Source organism: Dyella sp., from assembly GCF_036384435.1.
In the GTDB taxonomy this organism is placed as follows: domain Bacteria; phylum Pseudomonadota; class Gammaproteobacteria; order Xanthomonadales; family Rhodanobacteraceae; genus GSA-30.
Genome location: NZ_DASVMI010000135.1, coordinates 11,419 through 35,376 on the forward strand (window position 1 = coordinate 11,419; position 23,958 = coordinate 35,376).

Below are 23,958 nucleotides of genomic sequence, written 5' to 3' on the forward strand. Positions count from 1 at the left end.
ACAAACCCTTCGCAAGCTTTTGCTTAGAAGGTGTACTTCAGGGTCAACAGAACTGACCAGCGCTGAGCGAGGTCGTCGTTGTTGTTGATGTAGGTGGGAATCGGCAACGGCTGATAGTTGTTCTGACCGCCCTGGCTGTAGTTGGTACAGCCAGCACGGCCGCCGCAATTGATGTTGTAGATATATTTGCCGGTCGCCGGATCGACGCCTGCGTAGTCAGCCAGCGCACGACCACCGGGGAACGCCACTCGCTTCTCGATACCCCAATGCTTATTGAGCAGGTTCGTGAAGTTGTAGACATCCAGGCGCACAACGCCCTTGTTGCCCTTGAAGATGCCCGGCACTTCCTGGCTGAAGCTCAGGTCGATCTGGTTGATCCAGCCAGCACGATCGCCGTTACGCGACGCCACTTTGCCCTGGTGATCACGCAGATAGTCGTTCTTCTGGATGTAGTTGTAGAACGACTGCACCAATGCGGGGTCGGCCGCCGTGAATTTGCCGTTCTTGTCGAACGAACCGAAAATCACGTCGCCCTGGCGCGGGATATAGGCCAGGTCGTTGCTGTAGCCATCGCCATTGGCATCGTTGCCGAACACCCAGCTATACGGGGAGGCCGAGTGGCCGTCGTAGAAGATGCTGGCGCTGGTGGTGTAGTCGCCGAAGAACCGATGCTGCCAGTTCAACGACGCGATCACGCGACGCGGGACCGAATAGTTCGACGTGCTGGCCGCGTTTTCGTTGGAGTTGTAGACGTAGTTGTTGCTGTAGTTGGAGTTGGCGACGGAGGACGTACCCGGGTTCACTTCCGTCGAACGGCTCCAGGTGAAGCCGATCATGCCCGACCAGTCATCCGAGAACGGCTTCTTCAACGACAACGCGATGCTGTCGGCCGTGCCCTTGCTGCTGTTGGCCAGGTTGATCGAGGTGCCGGAGAACGCCGGGTTGGCGCCCGCACGCGGCGTGGCCTTGAGGTTAGCCGCCGTGATGCCCGGATCGGTCAGGTTCTTGTAATACGACACACGGCCGTCCGGCAGCACGTGCTGCGGAGCGCCCAGGTTGATGTTCTGGAACCAGATCGCGTTGCGCTGATCGATGTGCTGGTAGTCAGCCGTCGCGACCAGGCCCCACCACGGCAGCTCCTTGTCGAAGCCCAGGCTGAGCTTCCAAGCCGTGGGGATCTTCCAGTCTGGTGAGATGGTGTTGATGGTGATCTGGCCGGTGCCAGCCGGACCATTGTTCTGGTGGTGCGCATCAGGGCTGAACGGCAACGTCGTACCGCTACATACCGGGTTGAGCGTCGGGCCACAGCTGTACTGTACCTGGGTCACGCCAGAGTTGGAGAAGATGTTACCGAGCCATACGGCTGGCTGGTTGGTCACGAACAGGCCAGCACCGCCGCGCAACTGGGTCATGTGCTCAGTGTCGAAGGTGTAGTTGAACGACAGGCGCGGCTGCACGACGCGGTGACCGTCGATGGTGTATTGGTTGGTCTGGCCGTAGGTGGCTGCGTACTTGCTGTTGTACAGCGGCTTGTCGTCCATGCGCGGGATATCTACGCGAAACCCGTACTGCACAGACAGATTGTTGTTCACCTGCCACGTATCCTGCAGGAACAGGCCCCACTGGTTCAGACTGTAATTCGCGGCGACGTCGTTCAGGCCCAGGCCATCGGCCGGGCGATTGTAGCGGTACTGGTAGTACTGGCCAGCCAGGAAATTGGCGAGGCCGTTGGAACCGTTGGGAACATCCTCGAACACGTAGCTGCCGAAGTAATTCTGCAGGAACAAGTTGTAGTACTTGTCACGCTCGTAATCGAAACCGCCCTTGATGGTGTGATCGCCAAGGTACAGCGTGCCAGCCCATGCGGCGTTCCAGGTCTTGACCTTCAGCACGTTGGCCTGGCTGGAGTATTCGGTGCCGAATTCCACCGCCGGGCCGCCGAAAGCAACCGGATACACGGTGACGTCGGGCATGTCCACGCCGTTGTACGGCCCACGCAGCTGGTTGAAGTTCGCGTACGACACCGTGGTGTCGGTGGAGAACACGTCGGACCAGTCGTCGTAGAAGTGCAGCGCGTAGCCCTTGTTGTCGACGTGGGTCTTGTACCAGCCGCTGGAGAGCACGAGCTTGGTCGTGCTGCCGGTGATGATGGGCTTGTTTTCCTTGGTCTGCGTATAGGTGAAGCTGGCGCGGTGGTTATCGGCGATGTTCCAGTCCAGCTTGGCCAGGTAACGCTTGTCGACCAGGTTGGAGTTGCCGCCGCCGACCGAACCCAGGTCCTGGGTGATGCCCATGGCCTTGGCGATGTCGCGTACCTGCTGCACCTGGGCATTGGTCAGGCCCTTGATCGGCGTGGCAGCGCCGGAGTCTTCGGGACCATAGGGGCTGCCGGAACCGATCTGCTTGCTCTTTTCAGCCGATGCGAAGAAAAACAGCTTGTCCTTGATGATCGGGCCGCCGACGGTGGCGCCCATGGTGTACTGGCGATCGAAGCCGGCATACGGCTTGTCCTGCTCGTTGTCACCGATCATGTTCTGGTTCTGGAACGCGTAGTACACCGAACCATGGAAATCGTTGGTGCCGCTCTTGGTCACGGCGTTGACGTTGGCGCCAATGCCACGACGGGTAGCCACGTCGTAGTTCGCCGTCGAGATGTTGTATTCCTCGATCGTGTCCTGCGAAATCGGCGTGCCCAGGGTCGGCAGGCCGTTGGCATTCAGGCCGAACGGATCGTTGGCGCTCACCGAATCGACGGTGATGTTGTTGTAGCGGCTGTTCTGGCCAACGGCCGAGATCTCGCCACGCGCACGGTCGGTAATCACCACGCGCGGATCGAGGCGCACGATGTTCTGGATCGAGCGGCCGGGCGTCGGCGTGGCTTGCAGCTCACGCTGCGACACGTTGGTGGCGATGCCCTTGTTGTCCGGGGTGAAGGTCTGCGACAGCGAATTGGCCGAGACGGTGATCGCCTGGAGGTCCTTGGCCGACTGGGCCTGTGAGCCGGACAACGTCAGGTTGACGGCTGTATCGGCGGCAAGTTGCAGGTACACACCGTCCTGCTCGCTCTGCACACCGTCCTTGTCGACCTTGATGTCGAACGGACCGCCCACGCGCAGGCCCTGGGCCGAGTAACGGCCGCTGGCGTCCGTCTGCGTGGTCTTGGTGGTACCCGAGGGGGCATGAACGATCTGGACATTGGCGCCCACGACCGGCTGGCCATTGGCGTCGACGATGCGGCCGCTGATCGAGGATGAGGTGTCCTGTGCCAGTACCGGCGTGGCGGCTAGAAGCGCAGTGATAGCTAACGGCAGCACTTTCGTGCGGAGACGGAGATTCATCGAGTTGTAACCCCTTGAGAGTTCGTAACAAAAAACTGTCCGGGGCCAGCTGAGGAGATCCCGTGTCTCCTTGCCGTTAAGCACAAATGGCTGATTCCCCTAATTTTTATTAACGCTCGCCATGCCGCGAGAAGCGACGGACGCAAAAACGTTCGGGCAACTGTAGTCGTAGCATATTACAGTTTCGTAACTTTTTGACGCAATTCTCACATCACCCTCCAAGTTCTTGCCCTGAAACAAAAAAAACCGGCCCCTTGCGGGGCCGGCCGTGGGTGGTTTCTGCCGGTCAGGCCAGAGCCTAGCCGGTAACAGCATCAGCGCTCAGAAGAACGAGGCGCCAATGGTGACCATGAAGGTACGCGGCTCAAGCAACGAATAAGTCGGCGCGGTGGTGAACGCCTTCTGGCCGTTGATCGTGCCGCTTGCCAGCGTCGCCGAGTTGGTGGCATACACCAGGGCGTGACGGTCGGTGATGTTGGCGAGGTTGACCTTCACGTACGGGCTGCGGAACCACGTGGCGAAATCGTTGAAGTGGTAGCCCGTACTGAAGTTGAACGTGGTGTAGCCGCCGCTCTTCTCCGTATTCATGAAGTCGCCGTAGAACGAACCATGGTAGCTCGCGCCAAGACTGGCCCAGAACGGACCGTTGTCGTAGCTGAGCACCAGGTGGCCGAGATTACGCGGCGCATTGATCATCGTCTTACCCTTGGTCGGGTAGATACCATCGTCACCGGCGTTGAAGTCACTCTCCAGCTTAGACTGCGTATAGGTGTATGAACCGTAGAGCTTGAAGTGTTCGAGGAACTTGATGCTGGCCTCGGCATCGAAGCCCTGCTGCTTCACACGGCCAATCTGGGTCGAATAGCTCTCACCGGTATCCTGGTCGAAGCCGCTGACGGTACGGTTGCTGAAGTTGGCGCGGTAGATCTCGGCGCTGGCCGAGAACACATCGTTATAGAAGCGCCAACCCAGGTCATTGTTCCATGACTGCTCGGGCTTGTTCGACGGACGACCGGTCACCAGATTCAGCGACACGGCGGTATTCACCGGTGCGCGATAGGTCTCGCCCACGCCGTAGAACAACTGGTTGTTCTCGTCGATCTGGTACTTGACACCCAGGGCCGGCGTGACCTTGTGATAGTTGCGATCGAAGTTGCTGCCGAAGGCCGGCGGATTGAAGCCGCCCTGGTTGCCCGGATACTCATAGGCATAACCTTCGCGTTCGGCATGCAGGTATGCGGCACCCAACTGGAAGGTCCATTGGTCGGTGGGCGTCCAGGTATCGGTCACGAAGACCTTTTCGTTGGTGGTCTTGGTGAATTCGTTATAAGCCGACTGGATCTGGCCATCCGGGTAGAGCACGTAGTCCGAATCGCCCCAGATGTTGTCCGGCGTACCGGTCATATAGTTGGCCATGCTGTACGGCTCGCTCTGGTACTGGCGCGTGCGCTCATACCACAGGCCATATTCCAGGCTGTTGTCCATGCCCAGATCCTGGTTGAACTTGAACAGGATGCCCGGACGATACGTGGTGCTGCGGTTGAACGAGTACACCAGTGCTTTCTTGCCATTCGGACCTGTGACGATCTGCCCGTCCTGGTTCAGGTCCTGGTGTGCGTTCTCGTTCTGGTTCTGCTTGGTGTTGGTGGTTTCGGCAAAGAAGCTGCTGCCACCGCCAGTGCCGCCATCGCCATACTGGAAGTACGGCACCACCGACAGGCGCAGGCTATCGGCCAGCTTGAATTCGCCGTCCAGGCTGAACATGTAGTTCGAGAACAGGTTGTTCTTCAGGCCATAGTAGTTGGTATCGGCCGACTTGGCCTTGTAGGCCTCGTCCCAGTCCAGGAAGTAGTCGGACTTGGCCTGGGCCTTGGTCAGGTAACGGTACTGACTACGAGTTTCACGGTTGTACTGCAACGACGCGCTGATCGAGTTGTTGTCGTCGATCGTCCACAGTGCCTTGCCGTCCACTTTGCGGATATGCAGATCGCCCGCTCCGCGCCACTTGTCTGCCTTGTTGTCGGAGAACGAAATCCACGAACGCACCGGACCCAGATCACCTGTGTTCAAGCGCAGGAACGTGCGGTGGTAATCGTGCGAGCCGTACGACTCGGTGAAATCCACGCCAGCCTTGTGCGACGGATCGATCGTCGCCCAAGCGATGTGGCCGCCGGAGGCACCCGCATCGGGCATGTCCAGATCCGGCGTGCCCTGCAACACAGTAATGTCGCCCACGTTCTCCGAGTCGCCGTATTCGCTGGCGAACACAGCGTAGCTACCCGAGTCATTGATCGGCGCGCCGTTGACCGTCACGCCGATTTCGTTGGACTGGAAACCGCGGATCGAATAATTGCCGTCCGAGAGGCCGGTCACGTCGTCCGTGGTGGAGTTCACACCCGGGATCGTTGCGATCAACTGGGTGAAGTTACTGCCCGGACCGGCCTTGACGATGGCATCGCGGGTGATCGTCGACACGGCCTTGGGGGCTGTTTGCACCGACATCAGGCCACCGCCCAGCGACAGCGAATCGGCGCTGACCTGCACAGCACTGAGCTGCTGCACGCTGCGCAGCGTGGCGTTGTCATTGGTGGTGTTGGAGGTGCTCGACGCATTGGCGTTGCCACGCTGTGCCGCAACCGTGCCGGCAGCCGGCTTGCGAGCGCCCTGGTTCTGATCAGTGGCGTCCTGGGCCACCGCCATGCTGGCGGACATAGCGAAGACAACGGCGATCGCCATAGAAAGATGGGTACGTTTCATTTTTAAAAGTCCGACATTCCAAGTGGTTGAATTAGCCAGCCGCATATCCCGGCCGATTGCGCGGTATGAGCCGATGCCCCTCGCCAGAAGGGAACCCTGTCGCATTCATGCAAGCCCAAACCTTTTGCAGACTCCAAAGCGCTAGAAGTCGCCCAACGAAATCTCGCAAGTATTTGCAAAGATTCGCAATTTCATGCCACTTAACGTAATTTTAAACGTTTTCTCTGGGCGTAAAAAAACCCGATCGGTCAAGATCAGGCAAGAAATTGCGAATCAGCTTTCCACTTCCTGATTTTCGGTCCCTATAATTCCGAAAATCGTGGCCGCGCTTTGCAACTACATTAGCATGGTTGCATACGAATTTGACAGTATTTTTACCATACGGTCACGCCCGTGACAGGAGCTGGCTCACAGCCTGCAAAGCTCGCCCGCGCGACGCAAGCTTCTGCCTTCACCGAAGGAACCAGGCACCCCGATCGAGCCGCCTGATTGGACGACACAGGAGCGATTTCAGTCACCATCCGAGTCGCGACGTGATCGCGGCTTTGGGGGCTTTAGCACCCCCCATCTGCGACTGGATCGCCGCTCCCACCACCACTGAAGTCGCTCCCACCAGCATCGCGCGGCCTCGGTATAACGAGCCGCCGCCTCATGCCCCGCCGAGATAACGCGAACGCTTGGCAGGCTTCAGGTTATCCAGATCCAGCATGACCAGGCCGTCGACGCAGCCGGAGAAGCCCGGATCCTCACCAAAGCCCAGAAACTGGACGCCCTCGGGCTCGACCAGGTCCACATACTGGCGATACAGCACTGGCAGGCTGACGCCCAGGGCATCCAGATGATGCTTGAGCTTGCCCAGGCCAGCGGTCGAGTCCAGCCCCTCCAGCGCATGGCGCACCAGATCAATGACCTCCTGCGAGACCACGAATGGCTGACGCGCTGACGCCAATCCCTGCACACCGAAATAGTGCTGGTAAGCCACGGCGATCCATTCACGCGCTTCACGCGGCAAGTTCACCGACATGCTGACCGGGCCAAACAGGTAGCGCAACTCGCGATGGCGTTGCAGATATAGGCCGATGCCCTGCCACAACTGGTCCAGGGCACGCGAGCGCCAATAAGCCGGTGCAATGAAGCTGCGGCCAAGCTCCAGGCCCTGTGACAGGCGCGATTCCAGCGCAGGGGAATAATTGAACAAGCTGGAGGTGTATAGCCCGGCCATGCCGCGCTCGCCAATCAGGCGGCCACCATGACCGAAACGATAGGAGCCCACCACGTGAAGGGCCTTGGGGTCCCACAGCACGAGATGTTCATAGTGCGGATCATAGGCATCGAGGTCGCGGCGCGCGCCAGTGCCCTCCCCCACCTTGCGGAAGGTCAATTCGCGCAAGCGCCCGATCTCACGCAGCACGACACTATCTGCCGAGCCCTTGAGCAACAGGATCTGCTTGCCATCATTGAGATCGGCCAGCTTTTCGGCCTGAGAGGCCAGCTCGGCGACAATGCGATCGGTCGGCTCCGGATGGGCCAATGGCGCCTGGCCACCGAAGATGAGGCCGCGGCGACGACCGACGCGGTAAACATGACGGCGCATCAACTTGGCGGCCTGCTCGGTCGAGCCGCCGCTGCGTTCGCTTAGCTCCTCGGCGCTGACCAGCTTGCCGACGCTCACACCGATGCGTCGCTGCACGCGCGACACCGCCTCACGCGGCAGCATCGCCGTACTCAGCGGCTTGGCCAGCATCGACAAGCCGTAGAACATCGCCGAATTGCGGGCCGCCACATGCACCGGCAGTACAGGCACCTTGCTGCGCAAGGCCATGCGGGCAAAACCGTCCGACCAGCGTCCATCGCGAACCCCGGAAGGTCCCATGCGCGACACTTCGCCGGCCGGGAATACGATCAAGGCCTCCCCGCGATCCAGCGCACGATAGACCTCACGCAACTTCGACGCCGCGCCCTTGCCGAATACGTCGACCGGCAACAGAAACCGGTTTAATTGCGGGATGGATGTCAGCCAGTCATTGCCGAGGATGCGCACGTCGCTGCGCACCGAGCCAACCAGTTGCAGCAGCGTCATCGCGTCGAGAATGCCCAACGGGTGGTTGGCTACGATGAGGACGCCGCCTTCCAGCGGAATATGTTCGCGCTCCCTGGGGGCAATTCGGTAAGACACACCCAGGTTGTCGAGGGCATGTTCGACAAAATCGAAGCCTTCATACGCGCCGCTGTCTTCCAGCGCGCGATTGAACCCGGCCTCGTCGGCCAGCTTGCCCAACATACCAGCCACCGGACGATGGATCTTGGGATGCTGTGCCAGCCATGGCAAACGTTCTTTGAGGGTCTGTTCAACGCTGAGCATGACCGTCTCCTTAAGGACATATCACGATCCTGGGGGCGGATTATGACAGCAAGGTGATGTTGATGGGACCAGGATCTTGCGATCGCGCTGTCCCTTGCCTGACAACAGTTAAGGAGATGTAGGAGTTGCCGTTGAGTAGAGCCCATGAGCCTGCATTCGACTCCGGCCTGCTTGTTTAGAGCATGACGGCCAGCCGGAATCTGCCAGACGCGCCCGGCTACCCCCGTCTCAGACCGAGCAGGCTCAAACCGCCAGATGCAGATAGGCCGCCACGCCTCCCAGGAACATCTGCACCGACAGTGCAATCAGCAGCATGCCCATCACGCGCTCCAGCGCCGTCAGCACACTTTCGCCCAGATAGCGGAACAAATAAGTCGAACACAACAGGATCACCGCCGTAGCCACCCAGGCTCCCAGCAGGGCGATGGCCCAGTCGGCGGTGCGTCCTGGCTGCGTATTGGTCAACAGCAGCAACGCAGCCATCGCGGAAGGGCCGGCCACGCCAGGAATGGCCATCGGCACGATGAATGGCTCGCCCTCACCCGGCTTGCCGAAGATGCCACCGCCGTCGGCCGGCGGAAACACCATGCGAATGCCAATAAGAAACAGCACGATGCCGCCAGCGATACTGATCGACTCCTGTCGCAGTTGCAGCAGCTTGAGAATGTGCTGGCCGCCGATCAGGAAGGCCAGCAATACGCCCAGGGCAATGAGCAACTCGCGCGCCAGCACCCAACGGCGACGCTTGGGCGCCACATCTTTGAGCAGGCTCAGGAAAATAGGGATATTGCCCAGCGGATCCATGATCAGGAACAGCAGGATTCCCGCCGATAGCGTCGTCATCTGCGTTTCCATGACTTCAGTACGCCCCTGCCACGGCGATCAAGATGAAATCTGCTGGCGCAAGTCCAGCAGCCTGCCGCGTGCCGGCGCACCTGCCTGGCTGAGCAGATAGACAATCGCTTGCGCGGTGTCATCAGGTAGTGGATGAATGGTCGTATCCTCGCCGAAGTAGGCCTGCTTGCGTATGGCGGTCCGCATGGGCGCGGGCAGGATCGCGTGCGTGCGCAGGCTGCTGCGATCGGTTTCCTCGTGGAGAATAGCCACCAAGCGCTCCAGGGCAGCCTTCGACACACCGTAGCCTCCCCAATGCGCCTTGCTCAACAGCGATGGATCATCCAGCACGAAGACGGCCGCGCTGTCGCTTGCCGATTGCAGCAACGGCATGCAGGCCTGGGTCAGTGCAAACGCTGCCGATACATTGACATGCAGGGCACGCAACCAGTCGTCCGGCTTGTGCATGGCCAGCGGCGTGAGCCCGGTAAAACTGGCAGCCGCATGTACCACGCCGTCCAGACGCCCAAAGTCGCGCTGCAGGCCGTCCGCCATGGCGGCGTAATCGTTTGGCGTCGCCACTTCCATATCCAGTGGGTGGATCACCGGCTCAGGCAATCCTTCGGCCAACATCGCATCGTACAGTTGTTCAAGCTGGCGCTTGCGGCGGCCCGTGATCACCACGGTGGCGCCCGCCCTCGATACGGCACGCGCCACGGCAGCCCCCAGGCCACCGTAAGCCCCGGTGACCACGATGACACGATCGATCAGGCTGTCGTGGGCAGGCTGCCAATCGACGGGAAACCGCGTGGACACAAGACTCATGGGTGCGCCGCCCCTTTGACGTCAGCCACCATGCGCTCGAGTTCGCCGGCGTTCTTGAGATCTTCGATGATGTCACACCCCCCCATTAGCTCACCCTGGATGAAAAGCTGGGGAAAAGTGGGCCAGTTGGCGTAGTGCGGCAACGCCGCACGCATCTCCGGCTCGGCCAGCACGTTGACCGTATGAAAGTCCGCCCCGGCCTGCTTGAGGGCCAGCGCGGCGCGACTGGAAAAGCCGCACATGGGAAATTGCGGCGTGCCCTTCATGAAGAGCACGATCGCATGTTCCGCCAAGACGGCCTTGATTCGTTCGTTAACGTCCATAGCTGTGGATTTCATCATTACAATGCACGTAGCACCGTAGTGTATCAGTCGAACCACGGCGGCCGTTCGGCCGCGCCGGTCCGACTCCCCCTAAGCCACAAGCCAAGGAGCCATCAGACATGGCGATTGAACTCCCCGCCCTGCCCTACGAAAAGAATGCCCTGGAACCCCACATCTCCGCCGAGACGCTGGAATTCCACTACGGCAAGCATCACCAGGCTTATGTCACCAACCTCAACAACCTGATCAAAGGCACCGAATTCGAGAATGCCGACCTGGTGGACATCGTCAAGAAGTCCTCCGGTGGCGTGTTCAACAATGCCGCCCAGGTCTGGAACCACACCTTTTATTGGAATTCGCTCAAGCCAAATGGCGGCGGCGAACCGACCGGCAAGGTGGCCGACGCTATCAACAAGGCGTTCGGCTCGTTCGAGAAATTCAAGGAAGAGTTCACCAAGTCGGCCACCGGCAACTTCGGTTCGGGCTGGACCTGGCTGGTGCAGCGTCCGGATGGTTCGCTGGGTATCGTCAACACATCCAATGCCGCCACTCCGATCACCGGTAGCGACAAGCCGCTGCTGACTTGTGACGTGTGGGAGCATGCCTACTACATCGATTATCGCAATGCTCGCCCGAAGTACGTCGAGGCGTACTGGAATCTGGTCAATTGGGACTTTGCAGCCAAGAACCTGGCCTGATTCAAACAAGCCTGCCGGAAACAACAACGGGACCCTTGAGGTCCCGTTGTTGTTTCCGGCAGATATTGTTGGGGAACGCCGCTCGCTTTGCTCGTGGTAACGTCGGCCGCTCATGCGGCCTGTAAAGCATAAAGAGCGAGCATTGGCCGCCTCAACTTCCACGCCAGACACCCTCGCTTGTCCACCTGGGCCAGGCCGACAAAATCGCAGACCGCATCGTGGTCTGTTACTCCTTCGTGTAAAGGGGCGCTATCTGGTCCTGACGCTCCAGGCCTTGCGCAATCTTCGCGGCACGCGACGTCAGTAACTGCCTGTCTCGTGCACACACCGTCGCGTGACCCACCTTGCGGCCGGCACGGGGCTGCTTGCCATAGTCGTGCCAGTGGGCGTCTGGTGTGGCCAGCACCTGCGTTGCATCGGGAAGGTCGCCGATCCAGTTGAACATGACCGAAAAACCGCGTGCCGAGGTATCCCCCAGCGGCATGCCCAGGACGGCGCGGACATGGTTTTCGAACTGGCTCGTCACCGCACCTTCGATGGTCCAGTGCCCGGAGTTATGCACGCGGGGCGCCATTTCATTACCCAACAACTGGCCGTCCTTGACGAACAATTCCAGGGCAAAGACACCGACGTAGTTGAGGCGCTCGGCGAGCGTTCGGGCCAGGCCCGTGGCACGCTCCTGCAATTGCTCGATGGCGGGCGCGGGAGCCAGGCTCAGCGACAGCACGCCATCGGTATGCCAGTTCTGCGTCAGGGGCCAGGTGCGGAAATCGCCATCACGACCGCGCACCGCCACCACGGACAACTCACGCTCAAAGGGAACAAACGCCTCCAGAATCAGACCGTGCGCCTGCGCCTGCGCTCCTAGCTCCACCCAGGCCGCATCGGCGTCATCCAGGCTGCGGATGCGAAACTGCCCCTTGCCGTCGTAGCCGAGTCGACGTGTCTTGAGGATCGCCGGCACTCCGACCTTCGCCAGTGCGGCGTCCAGGTCCTGGCGCGTGTCGACCGTCATGAAATCAGGCGTCGACAGGCCGCACTCCCGGAACAAGGTCTTTTCGGCCAGGCGATCCTGCGCCACAGCCAGCGCGTGCGGTGCGGGAAATACGTCGACGCGTTCGGCCAGACGTTGTGCCGACTCGGCCGGTACATTCTCGAAATCGAACGTGACCACGTCGACATCACCGGCAAAGCGAGCCAGTGCGTCGTTATCGGTCCAGTCGGCGGCGATCAACGGTGCCACCTGGCCCGCACAGGCGTCAGGCGCACTATCGACGACCAGGGTTTTCACGCCCAGCGGGGCTGCGGCGACTGCAAGCATCCGGGCAAGCTGGCCACCACCAAGAATGCCCAGAACGGGCTGGCGTCGCGGCGCATTCATGCCCGAGGGTCCGGGTTGTCCAAGACCGTCTGGGTCTGGCGGGTTCGGTAGGCGTCCAGCGCCGTAGCTAGGGCGTTGTCATGCAATGCAAGGATCGCGGCGGCGTACAGCCCGGCATTGACCGCGCCGGCCCGACCGATGGCCAGCGTTCCTACCGGAATACCCGCTGGCATCTGTGCAATGGAAAGCAGCGAATCCATACCATTCAGGGCCTTGGACTGCACCGGCACACCCAGCACAGGGATTCGCGTTTTGGCGGCCAACATGCCCGGCAGATGGGCCGCACCGCCGGCTCCGGCGATGATCACGTGGATGCCGCGACCGGCCGCTTCCTCGGCGTATCTGAAAAGGAGGTCGGGCGTACGGTGGGCGGAGACCACCTGCACTTCGTGGGCCACGCCAAGTTCGGCCAATACCTGGGCTGCGTGCTCCATGGTCTCCCAGTCCGATCGGGAACCCATTACGACGCCGACACGGGGCTGGCTGGCTGGTGAGGTCATGACTCGGTCACCCAAAAGGGGATATTGTACGGACTTTCCGCGTTCCGGCGCGTTCTCCCGATATACGGTTCATGGATAAACGTCTGATCGAAACCCTCAGCTGCCCCGTCAGCAAGACAGCACTCCGCCCTGCCAGCAAGGCCGAGCTGGATACCCTCAACGCCGCCATTACGGCCGGCCAGGTTCAGACCGTGGCGGGCATGGCTGTACAGGAGCGGACACCGGAGGCGCTCATTACCACCGATGGCAAGGTTATCTACCGGGTCGACGACGGCATCCCTGTCATGCTGCCCGAAGAAGGCATCGGTACGGCGCAGTTCAAGGATTTCCCGACCGCGGCTTGAAAGGCAGTTCCCTGAACCTGTCCCGGCAGAGATAATTGCCAACCAGGGCATGGTATGGGCATGAGTTTTCTCTTACGCTTCCACATACATGCGGCAACGGATGGCCGCCATCGCGGCGGCAGCACTACAGGGGTGTGGCGATGAAAGACGCCAGTGAGCCATCAAACATTGTCAGTTTGAGCCAGCGCCTGGACCCTTCCAGCGAGCGCGGTGGTGCCCTCTTGCATAATGTGAGAGACATCGCGAGCAAGCGGCTGCAACTGCTGATCAACGGCATGTTCGAGCATGTCGATGATGCCTTGTTCGACCTGGCCGAGAAGGCCGAGAACAATGCCGCCCAGATGCACTACTTCGACGGCATGCGTGAGGTGCGCAAGCGCCGCCCGGCTATCGAGCGCTCCTTTACCGCGCAGGTATCGCGCGACTTGTCGGATTTCGCCAGCAGCTATCGTGGCCCTTCGACAGCGCCCGTGGCCGCAAGCCTGCCCCTGGGCTCGGTCGAGCTGTCGCTGGTTGCCGACAACGAATTGGAAGAATCGCTGGCCATTACCAGCATGATCGGCAAGAACGAAACGCGGCTGACGCGCGAGCTGTTCGCCGTCAACCAGCGCCTTTCGGTGATCTACGGCGGCATCAGGATCGATGACGCCAACAACCCGGTCGGTCCGGCCGCACTGGCCCAGGCCTTCCGTGGCGCGATGCGCGAGCTGTCAGCCGACATGCGCGTCAAGTTGATCATCTACAAGTTGTTCGACCGCTACGTCATGGCCGCCCTGGATGAACTTTACCAGGAGGTCAACAATGAGCTGATCCGCGCTGGCGTGCTGCCGCAACTGCGACACGAAGTGCAGCGCGCGGCATCGCCACGTGCGCCAGGTTCAGCGTCGGCAGCCACGAATGCAGCCACCGATACCGCGCTGGCAGGTGATGCCGGCGAATCCTTCATCGCTGAGGACTCCAGCGCCGAACTATTGCAAACCCTGCGTACCCTGTTCAGCGCCCGTCGCGGACCGATGGATAGTCGCGCCGTATCGCTTGGCGGCCCGATCCAGGTGCCCACGGCCAATGAATTGCTTGGCGCCCTGAGCGTACTGCAGAGCCAGGCCGCCTCCGGCGTGGCCATGATGCAGGCTGGCAGCCACGCCGCTCCGCTCAGCTCGGCCGAGTTGGCCAGCGAGGTACAGCAGCTCAAGGATCAGTTGCTGGTGCAACTGGGCTCGCTGCGCGGCGAAAAGCCCGGCCATGTGGCCACGGTGGACGAAGACACCATCGACCTGGTGGGCATGCTGTTCGAATTCATCCTCGAAGACCGCAATCTGCCGGCCGAAATGCAGGTCATGCTTACGCGCTTGCAGATTCCGTACCTCAAGGCGGCAATCATCGATCGCAAGCTGTTCGCGCATCGCCAGCATCCGGCGCGCCGCCTGCTCGACAGTCTGGCCGAGACCGCCAAGGGCTGGTCTGCCGAATCGGACCGCGACCATCGCCTTTACGACAAGATCAAATCCATCGTCGATCGCCTGCTGCAGGATTTCGACGACGACCTAGGCATCTTTGACCGCCTGGGTACCGAGTTGCAGGAGTTCGTCGACACCAGCCGCCGCCGTGCCGAACTGGCCGAGCAGCGCGTGGCAGAATCCACTCGCGGCCGCGAAAAACTTGAACAGGCGCGTCGACGCGCCGCCCGCGAGATTCTTTCACGCATCGGTGACCATGCCTTGCCGCCGCTGGTGCATGGCGTGCTGACGCGCGCCTGGGCCAACTACCTCGTGCTTACGCTGCTACGCCAGGGCGAGGAATCCACGGAATTTCGCGAAGCCTTGCGCTTCGTCAACGAATTCATCGCCAGCACCAAGCCGGCCCGAGAGGCGGATGACCGCCGCGCCCTGCGCCAGATGCTGCCTGGCATCGAGCGGGCCCTGCGTCGCGGTCTGGCCAACGTCGCTTTTCAGGAAAGCGACATCGAGCGCCTGCTGGCCCAGTTGCACACGTACTACCGCCACCAGCTTGGCGAAGCGTTGCCGGAAGAGGATGTCCGGGCCATCGAAGAACCGACCACGTTGCCGATTCCCGAGAGCATCCAGGCCGTGGTCGAACCTGAGCCCATGGAAGAGCCCGAGCCGGAACTAACGACCGAAGAATCCTTCGAGGAAAGCTCCGAACTGTTGCAGGTGCGCGAGCTAAAACCCGGTAGCTGGCTGGAATTCACCAATAGTGACGGCGAAGTCGAACGCGCCAAGCTGTCTTGGATCAGTCCGATGAGCGGGCGTTACCTATTCGTCAATCGTCGCGGCTTGAAGGTGGGTGATTATTCGCCCTACGAGCTGGCCTCGGCGATGGTAGCCGGCGCGGCACGCATCCTCGATTCGACAGCGCTGTTCGATCGCGCCCTGGATGCTATTGTTGGCCGTCTCAGCCAGACTGCGGCCGCATCCGCCCATCGAGAATGACATCCAGACCGAATCTTGACCCGCCCTCATCAGAGTTGATCGAGGGCGATGTCGCTCGCGCCTTCGCCGAGGACATCCGCAGTGGCGATGCCACCGCTCACCTGATCGAAGAACACACCCACGCCCGTGCCGCACTGACGTGCCGCGAGCATGCAGTAATCGCCGGCATTGCATGGTTCGATGCCTGTTTTCGCAAGCTCGATCCTGCCGTATCGATCGACTGGAAAGTCCAGGACGGCGACACGGTGGCTCCCGGCGACGTGATCTGCCACATCGAGGGCAACGCGCGCGCGCTGCTGAGCGCCGAACGCTCGGCTCTGAATTTCCTGCAACTGCTCTCCGGCACCGCGACCGCCACGGCCGAACACGTCGCCAAGGTCGCCGGCACGCGCACTCGCGTGCTCGATACGCGCAAGACCGTGCCAGGCATGCGACTGGCGCAGAAGTACGCCGTGCGCTGCGGCGGTGGCCACAACCATCGGATTGGCCTGTTCGATGCCATCCTGGTCAAGGAAAATCACATCATGGCCGCTGGCAGCATCAAGGCTGCCGTGGAAGCGGGCCGGCGCCTGCATCCGGAGCTGCTGCTGGAAGTGGAAGTAGAAAATTTCGACGAGTTGAACCAGGCCATCGAAGCGGGCGCGGACCGCATCATGCTGGACAACTTCACGCTGGCCGACATGCATGAAGCCGTGCGTATCACCGCAGGCCGCATACCACTGGAAGTCTCGGGCAACGTCGACATGAATACGATCGGCGACATCGCCGGTACCGGCGTGGATTTCGTCTCGGTCGGCGCGCTGACCAAGCATGTCCGTGCGGTGGATCTGTCCCTGCGCTTGCAGTTCGATTGACCCCATCCGGGGACGGGAGACTGGTAGCGGGGGCGCCCAGTGGGGCGTCTTCGCCAGTTCCAGGCTTGCCTGGGAGTCCTCGCAGCCAGGCAGGGGCATTGAATGCGGACTAGCGCCTGCCATCTCCTGGCGACATTCCGCGACAAGCCACTCAAGGTGGCGAAGGCGGCCTTGCAACACCCGAACCTCACCCCCACACTCGGCGGCATGGGCACACTCTCCGACCTGCTGTCGCTATTGGCATTATTGGCCATCGTGGGTTCTTGGCTGAAATTCCATCGCGCACGCGATCGGGCCACGGGCGAAGCCCGTCGGCAATGCGAGCGCTACGGTCTGCAGTTGTTGGATGAAACGGTAGGGTTGCGACGCATCCGCTTTCTACGTGTTGATGGACGTCTGAGCATCGAGCGTTGCTATGCTTTTGACGTAAGCATTGATGGCGATGATCGCGAGCCGGGGCAGCTGTGGCTGATCGGTGACACCATGACCTCCCTGAGCCTGCCTACCGTGCAATTGCAGATCCCCGAGTCTCGGCATGCCGTTCTGGCCGAAGATGGAGATGACAATATCCTTCCCTTCAGGCCACGCGATCGTCATCTGCATTGAAGAAGAAAGCCCCGCCATGGCGGGGCTTTCGTTACTTGACCACCCGCAGATGCGAGGTCGAGCGCTTGGGCTTGTCGCCACCCTCATCACCGTCGCTGGTCGGCGGCATGGGATCATCGCCGTCGGGCCCTGACGGTGGCATATCGCCTCCCTCCTCGGCCGGAAACATCATGCCCTGGCCGTTTTCCTGGGCGTAGAGCGCCAATACTGCCTGGATCGGGATATAGATCTGCTGGCTCACTCCCGAGAAACGGGCCTGGAAGCTGATCCATTCATTGCCAAGGTCAAGATTGGCCACGGCGCGCATCGCCAGGTTCAGTACGACCTGACCATTCTTGATCACCTGCGGCGGCACGCGCACGCCTTCGCGCGTGGCATCGACCAGGATATAGGGCGTGAGGTTGTTGTCGGAGATCCAGTCATAGATAGCCCGCAGCAGGTACGGACGATTGGAGCTCATCGGTGGTTGTTGGTCGGTCATCGAATCAGCCTGTCTGGTGGCCCCGACGAGTACTCCCGTCGAAAACTCGTGTCTGGGGCCTGCCCGTGGTGCAACGTGGCGCCTGCCCGGTATACATCCAGGCTGCGGCACTCACGTTAAAAGAAGGATAAGTGTAAAGCCAGCACCGGGCCGAAACGAAGCCCTCAGGCGCGCATCACGCGTTCTTCGGCGGTCAAGCTGCGCGAAAAGCCCTGGCTGTGAAACAAGCGCTCGCCATAGTCGAGGATTGGCTTACCCTCACGGCCCAGATCCACTCCCAGCCACGGCAAGCGCCAGACCACAGGAGCCACCAGGCAGTCGGCCAGGCTCATTTCGGCATTGAGGAAAAATTTCGATGCCTTGAACAGCGGTAACGAGGCCAGTAACTGTTCGCGAAGCTGCTTGCGGGCCGTATCGACAGACTTGCCACCCTCGGCAATGGCCTGGATATGCGGCAGCCAATCCAGCTCGATACGTACACAAGCCAGCCGCAATCGCGCACGCGACAAGGGATCGATCGGCATGAGCGGCGGGTGCGGATAGCGCTCGTCGAGGTATTCGCAGACCACGGCTGTGTCGTAGAGCACCAGGTCACGGTCGGCCAGGGTCGGCGTGCCGCCGTAGGGATTGAGATCGAGCAAGTCTTCCGGCGGCTTGAGCGGATTGACTTCAATGCGATCGTAGGTGACGCCCTTGGCAGCCAGGACCAGACGGACCCGGTGGCATTGAACGTCAGTTGCTGTGGTGTACAGGGCGAGTACGGTACGCGAACGTGCGCTTTGAACCATGCGCTTCTCCTTATGCTTCTCCCCTTCCATCGGCAGGCGACGCTTCCCTCGCCGCCCGCCCCAGATATCGAATGCCTGTTAGTGCACGTCCTTCCAGAATTCCTTCTTGAGCATATAGGCCAGGAAGGTGAAACCGGCGAGGAACAGCAGCACCCAGATGCCGTAATGCTGGCGTTGCAACGCCGCGGGCTCGGCGGCATATTCGAGGAAGTTGGTCAGGTCACGCGTGGCCTGATGGTATTGCTCGGGCGAAAGCTTGCCGGGGTGCGCCAATTCGAGCTTCTCGACCGTATCCTCGCCTTCCTTCTTGACCGCGATCTGGGTGCCTTGCAGTTCCCACAGCGGATTGGGCATCGAGGCGTTCGGGAACACCACGTTGTTCCAGCCCACCGGGCGGCTCGGATCCAGATAGAAGGCATTGAGGTAACCGAAAACCCAGTCGGCCCCCTTGGCACGCACTTCCAGCGAGAGATCCGGTGGAGCCTTGCCAAAATACTGCTGGGCGTTGGCTTCGGGCATGTGCGACACAACCGGCTCACCAAACTTGGCGCCAGTCATGTTGAGGTTGTCCATCACGTCTTTTTCCGACAGACCCAAGTCCTCGGCCAGGCGTGAATAGCGCACATACTTGAGCGAATGACAGCCCACGCAGTAGTTGAAGAACAGCTTGGCACCGCGCTGCAAGGAAGCCTGGTCACCGACATTGGTGCCCGCTGAGGGCAGGCCGCCCTCTTCGGCCGCCATGGCCGAAGATCCCACGCCGACCAACAGTCCGAACGCCAGCGCAATCGAAGAGAAAACCCGCTTAGTCATGCGTCGTCACCCGTTCCGGAACCAGCTTGGTCTTTTCCCAGCCAAGATGCGTATAGCACCCGAGAAACACGAAGTAGCCGAAGTAGATCAGCGTCATCACGCGGCCGAAGGCGTTTTCCCAGAAGGTCACGTCTACGTTGCCGAACCACTCGGGGATCACCTCTGCCACCACGCCGGCACCGACTGCTCCCAAGGCAACGAAGGAGAGCGCGAACAACCCCAACGCCCACTTGTAACCGGCGCCGCGATAGCGGATGGAGCGCACCTTGCCACCATCGATCCATGGCAATACGAACAGCAGGGCGATGGCGCCGAACATGGCCAGCACACCCCAGAAGGCCGTACCGAAGAACGACGGGATCATGCGCAAGATGGCGTAGAACGGTGTGAAGTACCAGACCGGCTTGATGTGCGAGGGCGTGACCAGGTTGTTCGCCGGCACGAAGTTATCGTGTTCGAGGAACCAGCCACCGAAGGTCGGCGCAAAGAAGATAATGAACGCGGCGATCAGCAGGAAGAAGCCCACACCGACCAAGTCCTTCACCGTGTAGTACGGATGAAACGGAATGGCGTCGGCCGGCTTGTTGGCATCCCAGCGATTGCCCTTAGGGCCGTGCTTGACGTCCACGCCGTCGGGGTTGTTGGAACCCACTTCATGCAGCGCGGCCAGGTGCAGCACCACCAGCAGCAACAGGACCAGCGGCAAAGCGATCACGTGCAACGCGAAAAAGCGGTTGAGCGTGGCGTCGGCGGGCAGGAAATCGCCCATGATCCACTGCTGCAGCGAGCTACCGATGACTGGCACCGTGCCGAACAGCGAGATGATCACCTTGGCGCCCCAGAACGACATGTTGCCCCACGGCAACACGTAGCCCATGAAGGCCTCGGCCATCAACGCCAGGAAGATCAACATGCCCAGCAGCCATACCAACTCACGCGGCTTGTGATACGAGCCATACATCAGGCCGCGGAACATGTGCAGGAACACCACCACGAAAAACAGCGACGCGCCCGTGGAGTGCATGTAGCGGATCAGCCAGCCCCACTCCACGTCACGCATGATGTACTCGACCGAGTTGAAGGCTTCCGCCGCACTCGTCTTGTAGTTCATGGTCAGGAAGATACCGGTGACGATCTGATTGACCAGCACCAGCAGGGCGAGCGAACCGAAGTAGTACCAAAGATTGAAATTCTTTGGCGCGTAGTACTCGGTCATGTGCTTGCGATAGGTCGGCACCAGGTTCGGCGCGCGCTCGTTGACCCAATCGCCAATGCGCGAAAACACGTTTGCCATCAGCCCTTCTCCCCGGGTGCCACGCCGATCTGGATATGCGTGTCATCGATGAAGTGATAGTCCGGCACCAGCAGGTTCTTCGGCGCGGGCACGCCCTGATACACACGGCCGGCCATGTCATAGCGCGACTTGTGGCAGGGACAGTAGAAACCGCCCTTCCAGTTCGGGTCGAACGGTTCGGGCTTCATCACGGGAACGAAATCGGGCACGCAGCCCAAGTGGGTGCACAGCCCAACCAGTACCAGCCATTCTGGCTTGATCGAGCGGTTGGCGTTCTGCGCGTACTTGGGCTGCTGTTCGGCGGAGATGGCGTCCGACTTGGGATCGACCACACGATCGTCCTGGCTGGGCAGCGCGTCGAGCTGGGCCTTGCTTCGATGAATGACGAAGACGGGAAGACTGCGCCACGCAAAGGTGACCATCTGCCCCGATTCGATCTTGCCGATATCGGCGGTGACCGGAGCGCCGGCCGCCTTGGCCCGCGCACTGGGCTCCCAGGATTTGATAAAGGGCACAACCGCCGCGACGACTCCCACGCCACCGACCACTGCCGTAGTCGCTGTGAGGAAACGGCGGCGGCCATGATCGACGACTTCATTCGCCATCAGGCTCTCCGGTACTTGCATGCCATTGAGGTGCAGGGACTACCGACCCACTCAAACCAGAATCTGTTATCCCCAAAAATCGCGTTAGTGTAGCGTCAGGCCCTGGTCCGTACAATCAAAGCTATTCGTGGGCCGACGCCCCTCCAACCTTAGCCTACGTAAGCTCTCCAGCGAAACTTTTCACGACATGAAACATGCCACCGGCACGCTCGCCTTCATCGCCCGCTTCGTCGTCATCGGGCTCGCGGCTGCCTTCGTGATCAGTCTCTTATGGCCAGGCGTGGGCAACAGGCTACGTTCCCGCCTGGGCATCACGCACATGCCAGCCGCCGCCGTAACGACGAACCAGGCTGCCATGACACCGGCACCTATGGGCGCGTCCGGGCCGGTGTCCTATGCCGATGCAGTGGCGAAAGCAGCGCCGGCGGTGGTCAATATCTATGCAAACAAACTGGTGACCGCACGGGCGATGCAGATGTATTCCGATCCGGTGCTGCGTCGTCTGTTCGGCGGCGTCCCCACCGGCCCGTCGTACCAGAAGCGCGAGCAGAGTCTTGGCTCGGGCGTGATCGTCAACAACCAGGGCTATGTGCTGACCAACAACCATGTCATCGCCAACGCCGATGACATCCAGGTATTGCTCTATGACGGACGCGTGGCCAAGGCCCATGTCGTGGGGGCGGACGACGAGACCGACCTGGCCGTGCTGAAGATCGATGCCGCCAACCTGCCCGTCATCCAGACCGCCGATGAAAAGCACGTGCGCACGGGCGACGTGGTGCTGGCCATTGGCAACCCCTTCGGCCTGACCCAGACGGTAACCATGGGCATCGTCAGCGCCGTCGGGCGCCAGTTGTCCAGCACCAGCCCGGAAGACTTCGTGCAGACCGACGCCGCCATCAATATCGGCAACTCCGGCGGGGCTCTGATCAACACCAACGGTGAGCTGGTAGGCATCAACACCATCCTGATCGGTCGCCAGGCCAACGCCGAAGGCATTGGCTTTGCCATCCCGGTCGACACCGCCAAGCGCGTGCTAGAACAACTGATCGAAACCGGCCATGTGATTCGCGGCTGGCTTGGGGCGGACTACGGTTTCGTGCCGGTCGCGGCCGATAGCGGCCTGCCCTCCGCGGCACGCGGCGCCCAGGTGACCGATGTATATCCTGGCAGCCCGGCTGCCCAGGCCGGCATCCAGGCCCGCGACATCCTGTTGAGCATCGGCTCGCAAGACATCACCGACCCGGCGGACCTGCGCCGCCGCGAAGCCGCTCTCAAGCCGGGCAGCAAGGTGAAGATATCGGGCCTGCGCAATGGCGCGCCCTTTAGTGCTGAAGTCACGCTGGCCCAACGTCCTGCGATGACACCGACGGCGGAATGAGCATCTAAGGCCGCTCGCCATGCGAGCTGTAAAGCCGGCAGCTGTCGCAGTTCGTAGAGGGCAAACCGGACAGCTCGCCGCTCTTCCGGTTATCTCATTACAACGAGCCTGCCGATGACTTTTACAGCCGCGGCAGCAGCAGGCTTGACCCAGGTTCAGCGGGCGGAAGGACCATTGCCGCCGAGCGCCGCCACGGGCGGGAGTTTGGGCACGACGGCGCCATAGCGCTTGCGCAGGGTACCCACGCGCTCGACATAGACCTGGGTTTCGGCATAGGGCGGCACGCCGTTGTAGCGCAGCACCGCGTTGGCACCCGCGTTATAGGCAGCGGCAGCCAGGCGCTCGTCACCGTTGAAGTTGCGTAGCAGCAAGGCCAGGTAACGCGCACCACCGCGAATGTTCTGATCCGCATCAAAAGCATCCCGTACGCCCATGTCGGTGGCCGTGGCCGGCATGAGCTGCATCAGACCCTGGGCGCCCTTGATCGAGAGCGCCCGCGGGTTGTACGCACTCTCGGCATGGATGATCGCGCGCAGGAAGGCCTCATCCACGCCGAACTCCGCGCTCGCGGCGCGAATGGTATCGGCATAGGCGTTCAGGTTCAGCGCCACGCTGTCCCAGTGAATGGGCGAACGCAGGTTGCAGGCCATGCACGTGGAGATATAGCTGAAAAGCATGGTGACGACATGGCCCCGGGAACTGCCCCCCGGTGCCACGTTGGTGTATTCAATCGAGCCATCGGCCCGGGTAACGCGGTAGACCGAACCGCGAAGCACCCGCTCGCCGGGGGCAGCGATTGCCGCCGAGGTGTCGTCCAGCGCCTTGCGCGATTCGGCATATGTCCACTGCCCGGGCTTGCCGGCAGGCGCAGCACCGGGCGAAGGTCCGGCGACCGCAGCCACGGTACGCGCACTGGTCTGCACGTCACCGCGCACCCATTCCAGCGAAGGCTCGAACGAACCCGCGATCAGCCTCGCCGAGCTCTCAACACCCCCCTTGACGCCCAGCACCGACGCGATGCCCGCCGATGCCACCCGTGGCGTCGCACGCGGTGCAGGCGCGGCGGTGCCGGCCAGCTTGTGGCAATCGGTGTAGCCAGCCGTGCTGTTGCTGAAGACCGCCTCACCGCTTGACCCGGTGCAGCGGTATAGCCCTGCCGCCACTGCCGAACGGGGAGCCAACAACAGCCACCCCAGGCACGCAAGGGCCATCGCCCCCGCCAGCAGACGGGCACGGCCATGATGAGGATTGCCCGGAACTGCGTGCGCAAACATGGGTGGATTTTGCCGTCCCGCCGGAGGGGGCTCAAGGGCCGGCATACGGA

At 61.3% G+C, this 23,958-nt stretch carries 20 protein-coding genes; 6 read left to right on the top strand and 14 right to left on the bottom strand.

Going from position 1 to position 23,958, the window contains the following annotated elements; translation table 11 throughout:
• Positions 1-23: 23 nt before the first annotated feature.
• The 6 genes from VF436_RS13145 to grxD all read right to left on the bottom strand — a co-directional run bounded on the left by VF436_RS13145 (position 24) and on the right by grxD (position 10,439).
• Positions 24-3,338: a TonB-dependent receptor gene (locus VF436_RS13145; protein WP_330904477.1), complete on the bottom strand. Its 3,315-nt coding sequence runs from the start codon at positions 3,336-3,338 to the stop codon at positions 24-26.
• Positions 3,339-3,659: 321 nt separating this feature from the next.
• A complete protein-coding gene (locus VF436_RS13150) occupies positions 3,660-6,095 on the bottom strand; it encodes a TonB-dependent receptor (protein ID WP_330904478.1) in 2,436 nt (811 codons plus the stop codon).
• A gap of 649 nt (positions 6,096-6,744) precedes the next feature.
• On the bottom strand, positions 6,745-8,457 hold the full coding sequence (locus VF436_RS13155) for a lysophospholipid acyltransferase family protein (RefSeq protein WP_330904479.1): 1,713 nt from the start codon (positions 8,455-8,457) through the stop codon (positions 6,745-6,747).
• Positions 8,458-8,700: 243 nt separating this feature from the next.
• Positions 8,701-9,300 carry a YhgN family NAAT transporter gene (locus tag VF436_RS13160; protein ID WP_330904480.1) on the bottom strand — a complete coding sequence of 200 codons (600 nt, stop codon included), beginning with the start codon at positions 9,298-9,300 and terminating at the stop codon, positions 8,701-8,703.
• Between the two features lie 39 nt (positions 9,301-9,339).
• On the bottom strand, positions 9,340-10,116 hold the full coding sequence (locus VF436_RS13165) for an SDR family NAD(P)-dependent oxidoreductase (protein WP_330904481.1): 777 nt from the start codon (positions 10,114-10,116) through the stop codon (positions 9,340-9,342).
• On the bottom strand, positions 10,113-10,439 hold the full coding sequence (grxD, locus tag VF436_RS13170; RefSeq protein WP_330904527.1) for a Grx4 family monothiol glutaredoxin: 327 nt from the start codon (positions 10,437-10,439) through the stop codon (positions 10,113-10,115). The genes VF436_RS13165 and grxD overlap by 4 nt, the downstream gene beginning before the upstream one ends.
• A gap of 119 nt (positions 10,440-10,558) precedes the next feature.
• Between grxD and sodB the strand changes: the two genes are divergently transcribed.
• A complete protein-coding gene (sodB, locus tag VF436_RS13175; RefSeq protein WP_330904482.1) occupies positions 10,559-11,137 on the top strand; it encodes a superoxide dismutase [Fe] in 579 nt (192 codons plus the stop codon).
• A gap of 226 nt (positions 11,138-11,363) precedes the next feature.
• Here the strand turns inward: sodB and VF436_RS13180 are convergent, their stop codons facing one another.
• Positions 11,364-12,518: a 5-(carboxyamino)imidazole ribonucleotide synthase gene (locus VF436_RS13180; RefSeq protein WP_330904483.1), complete on the bottom strand. Its 1,155-nt coding sequence runs from the start codon at positions 12,516-12,518 to the stop codon at positions 11,364-11,366.
• A complete protein-coding gene (gene purE, locus VF436_RS13185) occupies positions 12,515-13,018 on the bottom strand; it encodes a 5-(carboxyamino)imidazole ribonucleotide mutase (protein WP_330904484.1) in 504 nt (167 codons plus the stop codon). The genes VF436_RS13180 and purE overlap by 4 nt, the downstream gene beginning before the upstream one ends.
• 71 nt (positions 13,019-13,089) lie before the next feature.
• Between purE and VF436_RS13190 the strand changes: the two genes are divergently transcribed.
• The 4 genes from VF436_RS13190 to VF436_RS13205 all read left to right on the top strand — a co-directional run bounded on the left by VF436_RS13190 (position 13,090) and on the right by VF436_RS13205 (position 17,272).
• Positions 13,090-13,362 (top strand): Trm112 family protein, encoded by a 273-nt coding sequence (locus VF436_RS13190; RefSeq protein WP_330904485.1) that lies wholly within the window; start codon positions 13,090-13,092, stop codon positions 13,360-13,362.
• 140 nt (positions 13,363-13,502) lie between these two features.
• The gene (locus VF436_RS13195; RefSeq protein ID WP_330904486.1) at positions 13,503-15,812 is read left to right on the top strand and encodes a DUF1631 domain-containing protein; all 2,310 of its coding nucleotides are present in this window, start codon (positions 13,503-13,505) and stop codon (positions 15,810-15,812) included.
• Positions 15,809-16,666 (top strand): carboxylating nicotinate-nucleotide diphosphorylase, encoded by an 858-nt coding sequence (gene nadC, locus VF436_RS13200; protein WP_330904487.1) that lies wholly within the window; start codon positions 15,809-15,811, stop codon positions 16,664-16,666. The genes VF436_RS13195 and nadC overlap by 4 nt, the downstream gene beginning before the upstream one ends.
• A gap of 102 nt (positions 16,667-16,768) precedes the next feature.
• Positions 16,769-17,272: a DUF3301 domain-containing protein gene (locus VF436_RS13205; protein WP_330904488.1), complete on the top strand. Its 504-nt coding sequence runs from the start codon at positions 16,769-16,771 to the stop codon at positions 17,270-17,272.
• A gap of 31 nt (positions 17,273-17,303) precedes the next feature.
• Here VF436_RS13205 and VF436_RS13210 read toward each other — a convergent pair whose 3' ends face one another.
• The 5 genes from VF436_RS13210 to petA form a co-directional block, all read right to left on the bottom strand.
• Positions 17,304-17,753, bottom strand: a complete 450-nt coding sequence (locus VF436_RS13210; RefSeq protein WP_414649853.1) for a ClpXP protease specificity-enhancing factor — start codon at positions 17,751-17,753, stop codon at positions 17,304-17,306.
• A gap of 164 nt (positions 17,754-17,917) precedes the next feature.
• Positions 17,918-18,541 (bottom strand): glutathione S-transferase N-terminal domain-containing protein, encoded by a 624-nt coding sequence (locus VF436_RS13215; protein ID WP_330904489.1) that lies wholly within the window; start codon positions 18,539-18,541, stop codon positions 17,918-17,920.
• Positions 18,542-18,619: 78 nt separating this feature from the next.
• Entirely contained in the window at positions 18,620-19,354 is a 735-nt protein-coding gene (locus VF436_RS13220; protein ID WP_330904490.1) for a cytochrome c1, read from the bottom strand.
• A complete protein-coding gene (locus VF436_RS13225; RefSeq protein WP_330904491.1) occupies positions 19,347-20,648 on the bottom strand; it encodes a cytochrome bc complex cytochrome b subunit in 1,302 nt (433 codons plus the stop codon). The genes VF436_RS13220 and VF436_RS13225 overlap by 8 nt, the downstream gene beginning before the upstream one ends.
• Positions 20,648-21,253 (bottom strand): ubiquinol-cytochrome c reductase iron-sulfur subunit, encoded by a 606-nt coding sequence (petA, locus tag VF436_RS13230; RefSeq protein ID WP_330904492.1) that lies wholly within the window; start codon positions 21,251-21,253, stop codon positions 20,648-20,650. Before petA ends, VF436_RS13225 begins: the two co-directional genes overlap by 1 nt.
• A 187-nt stretch (positions 21,254-21,440) precedes the next feature.
• Between petA and VF436_RS13235 the strand changes: the two genes are divergently transcribed.
• Positions 21,441-22,634, top strand: a complete 1,194-nt coding sequence (locus tag VF436_RS13235) for a S1C family serine protease (RefSeq protein WP_330904493.1) — start codon at positions 21,441-21,443, stop codon at positions 22,632-22,634.
• Positions 22,635-22,789: 155 nt separating this feature from the next.
• On the opposite strand, the gene VF436_RS13240 is transcribed toward VF436_RS13235, so the two are convergent.
• Entirely contained in the window at positions 22,790-23,908 is a 1,119-nt protein-coding gene (locus VF436_RS13240; RefSeq protein ID WP_330904494.1) for a lytic transglycosylase domain-containing protein, read from the bottom strand.
• Positions 23,909-23,958: the final 50 nt, after the last annotated feature.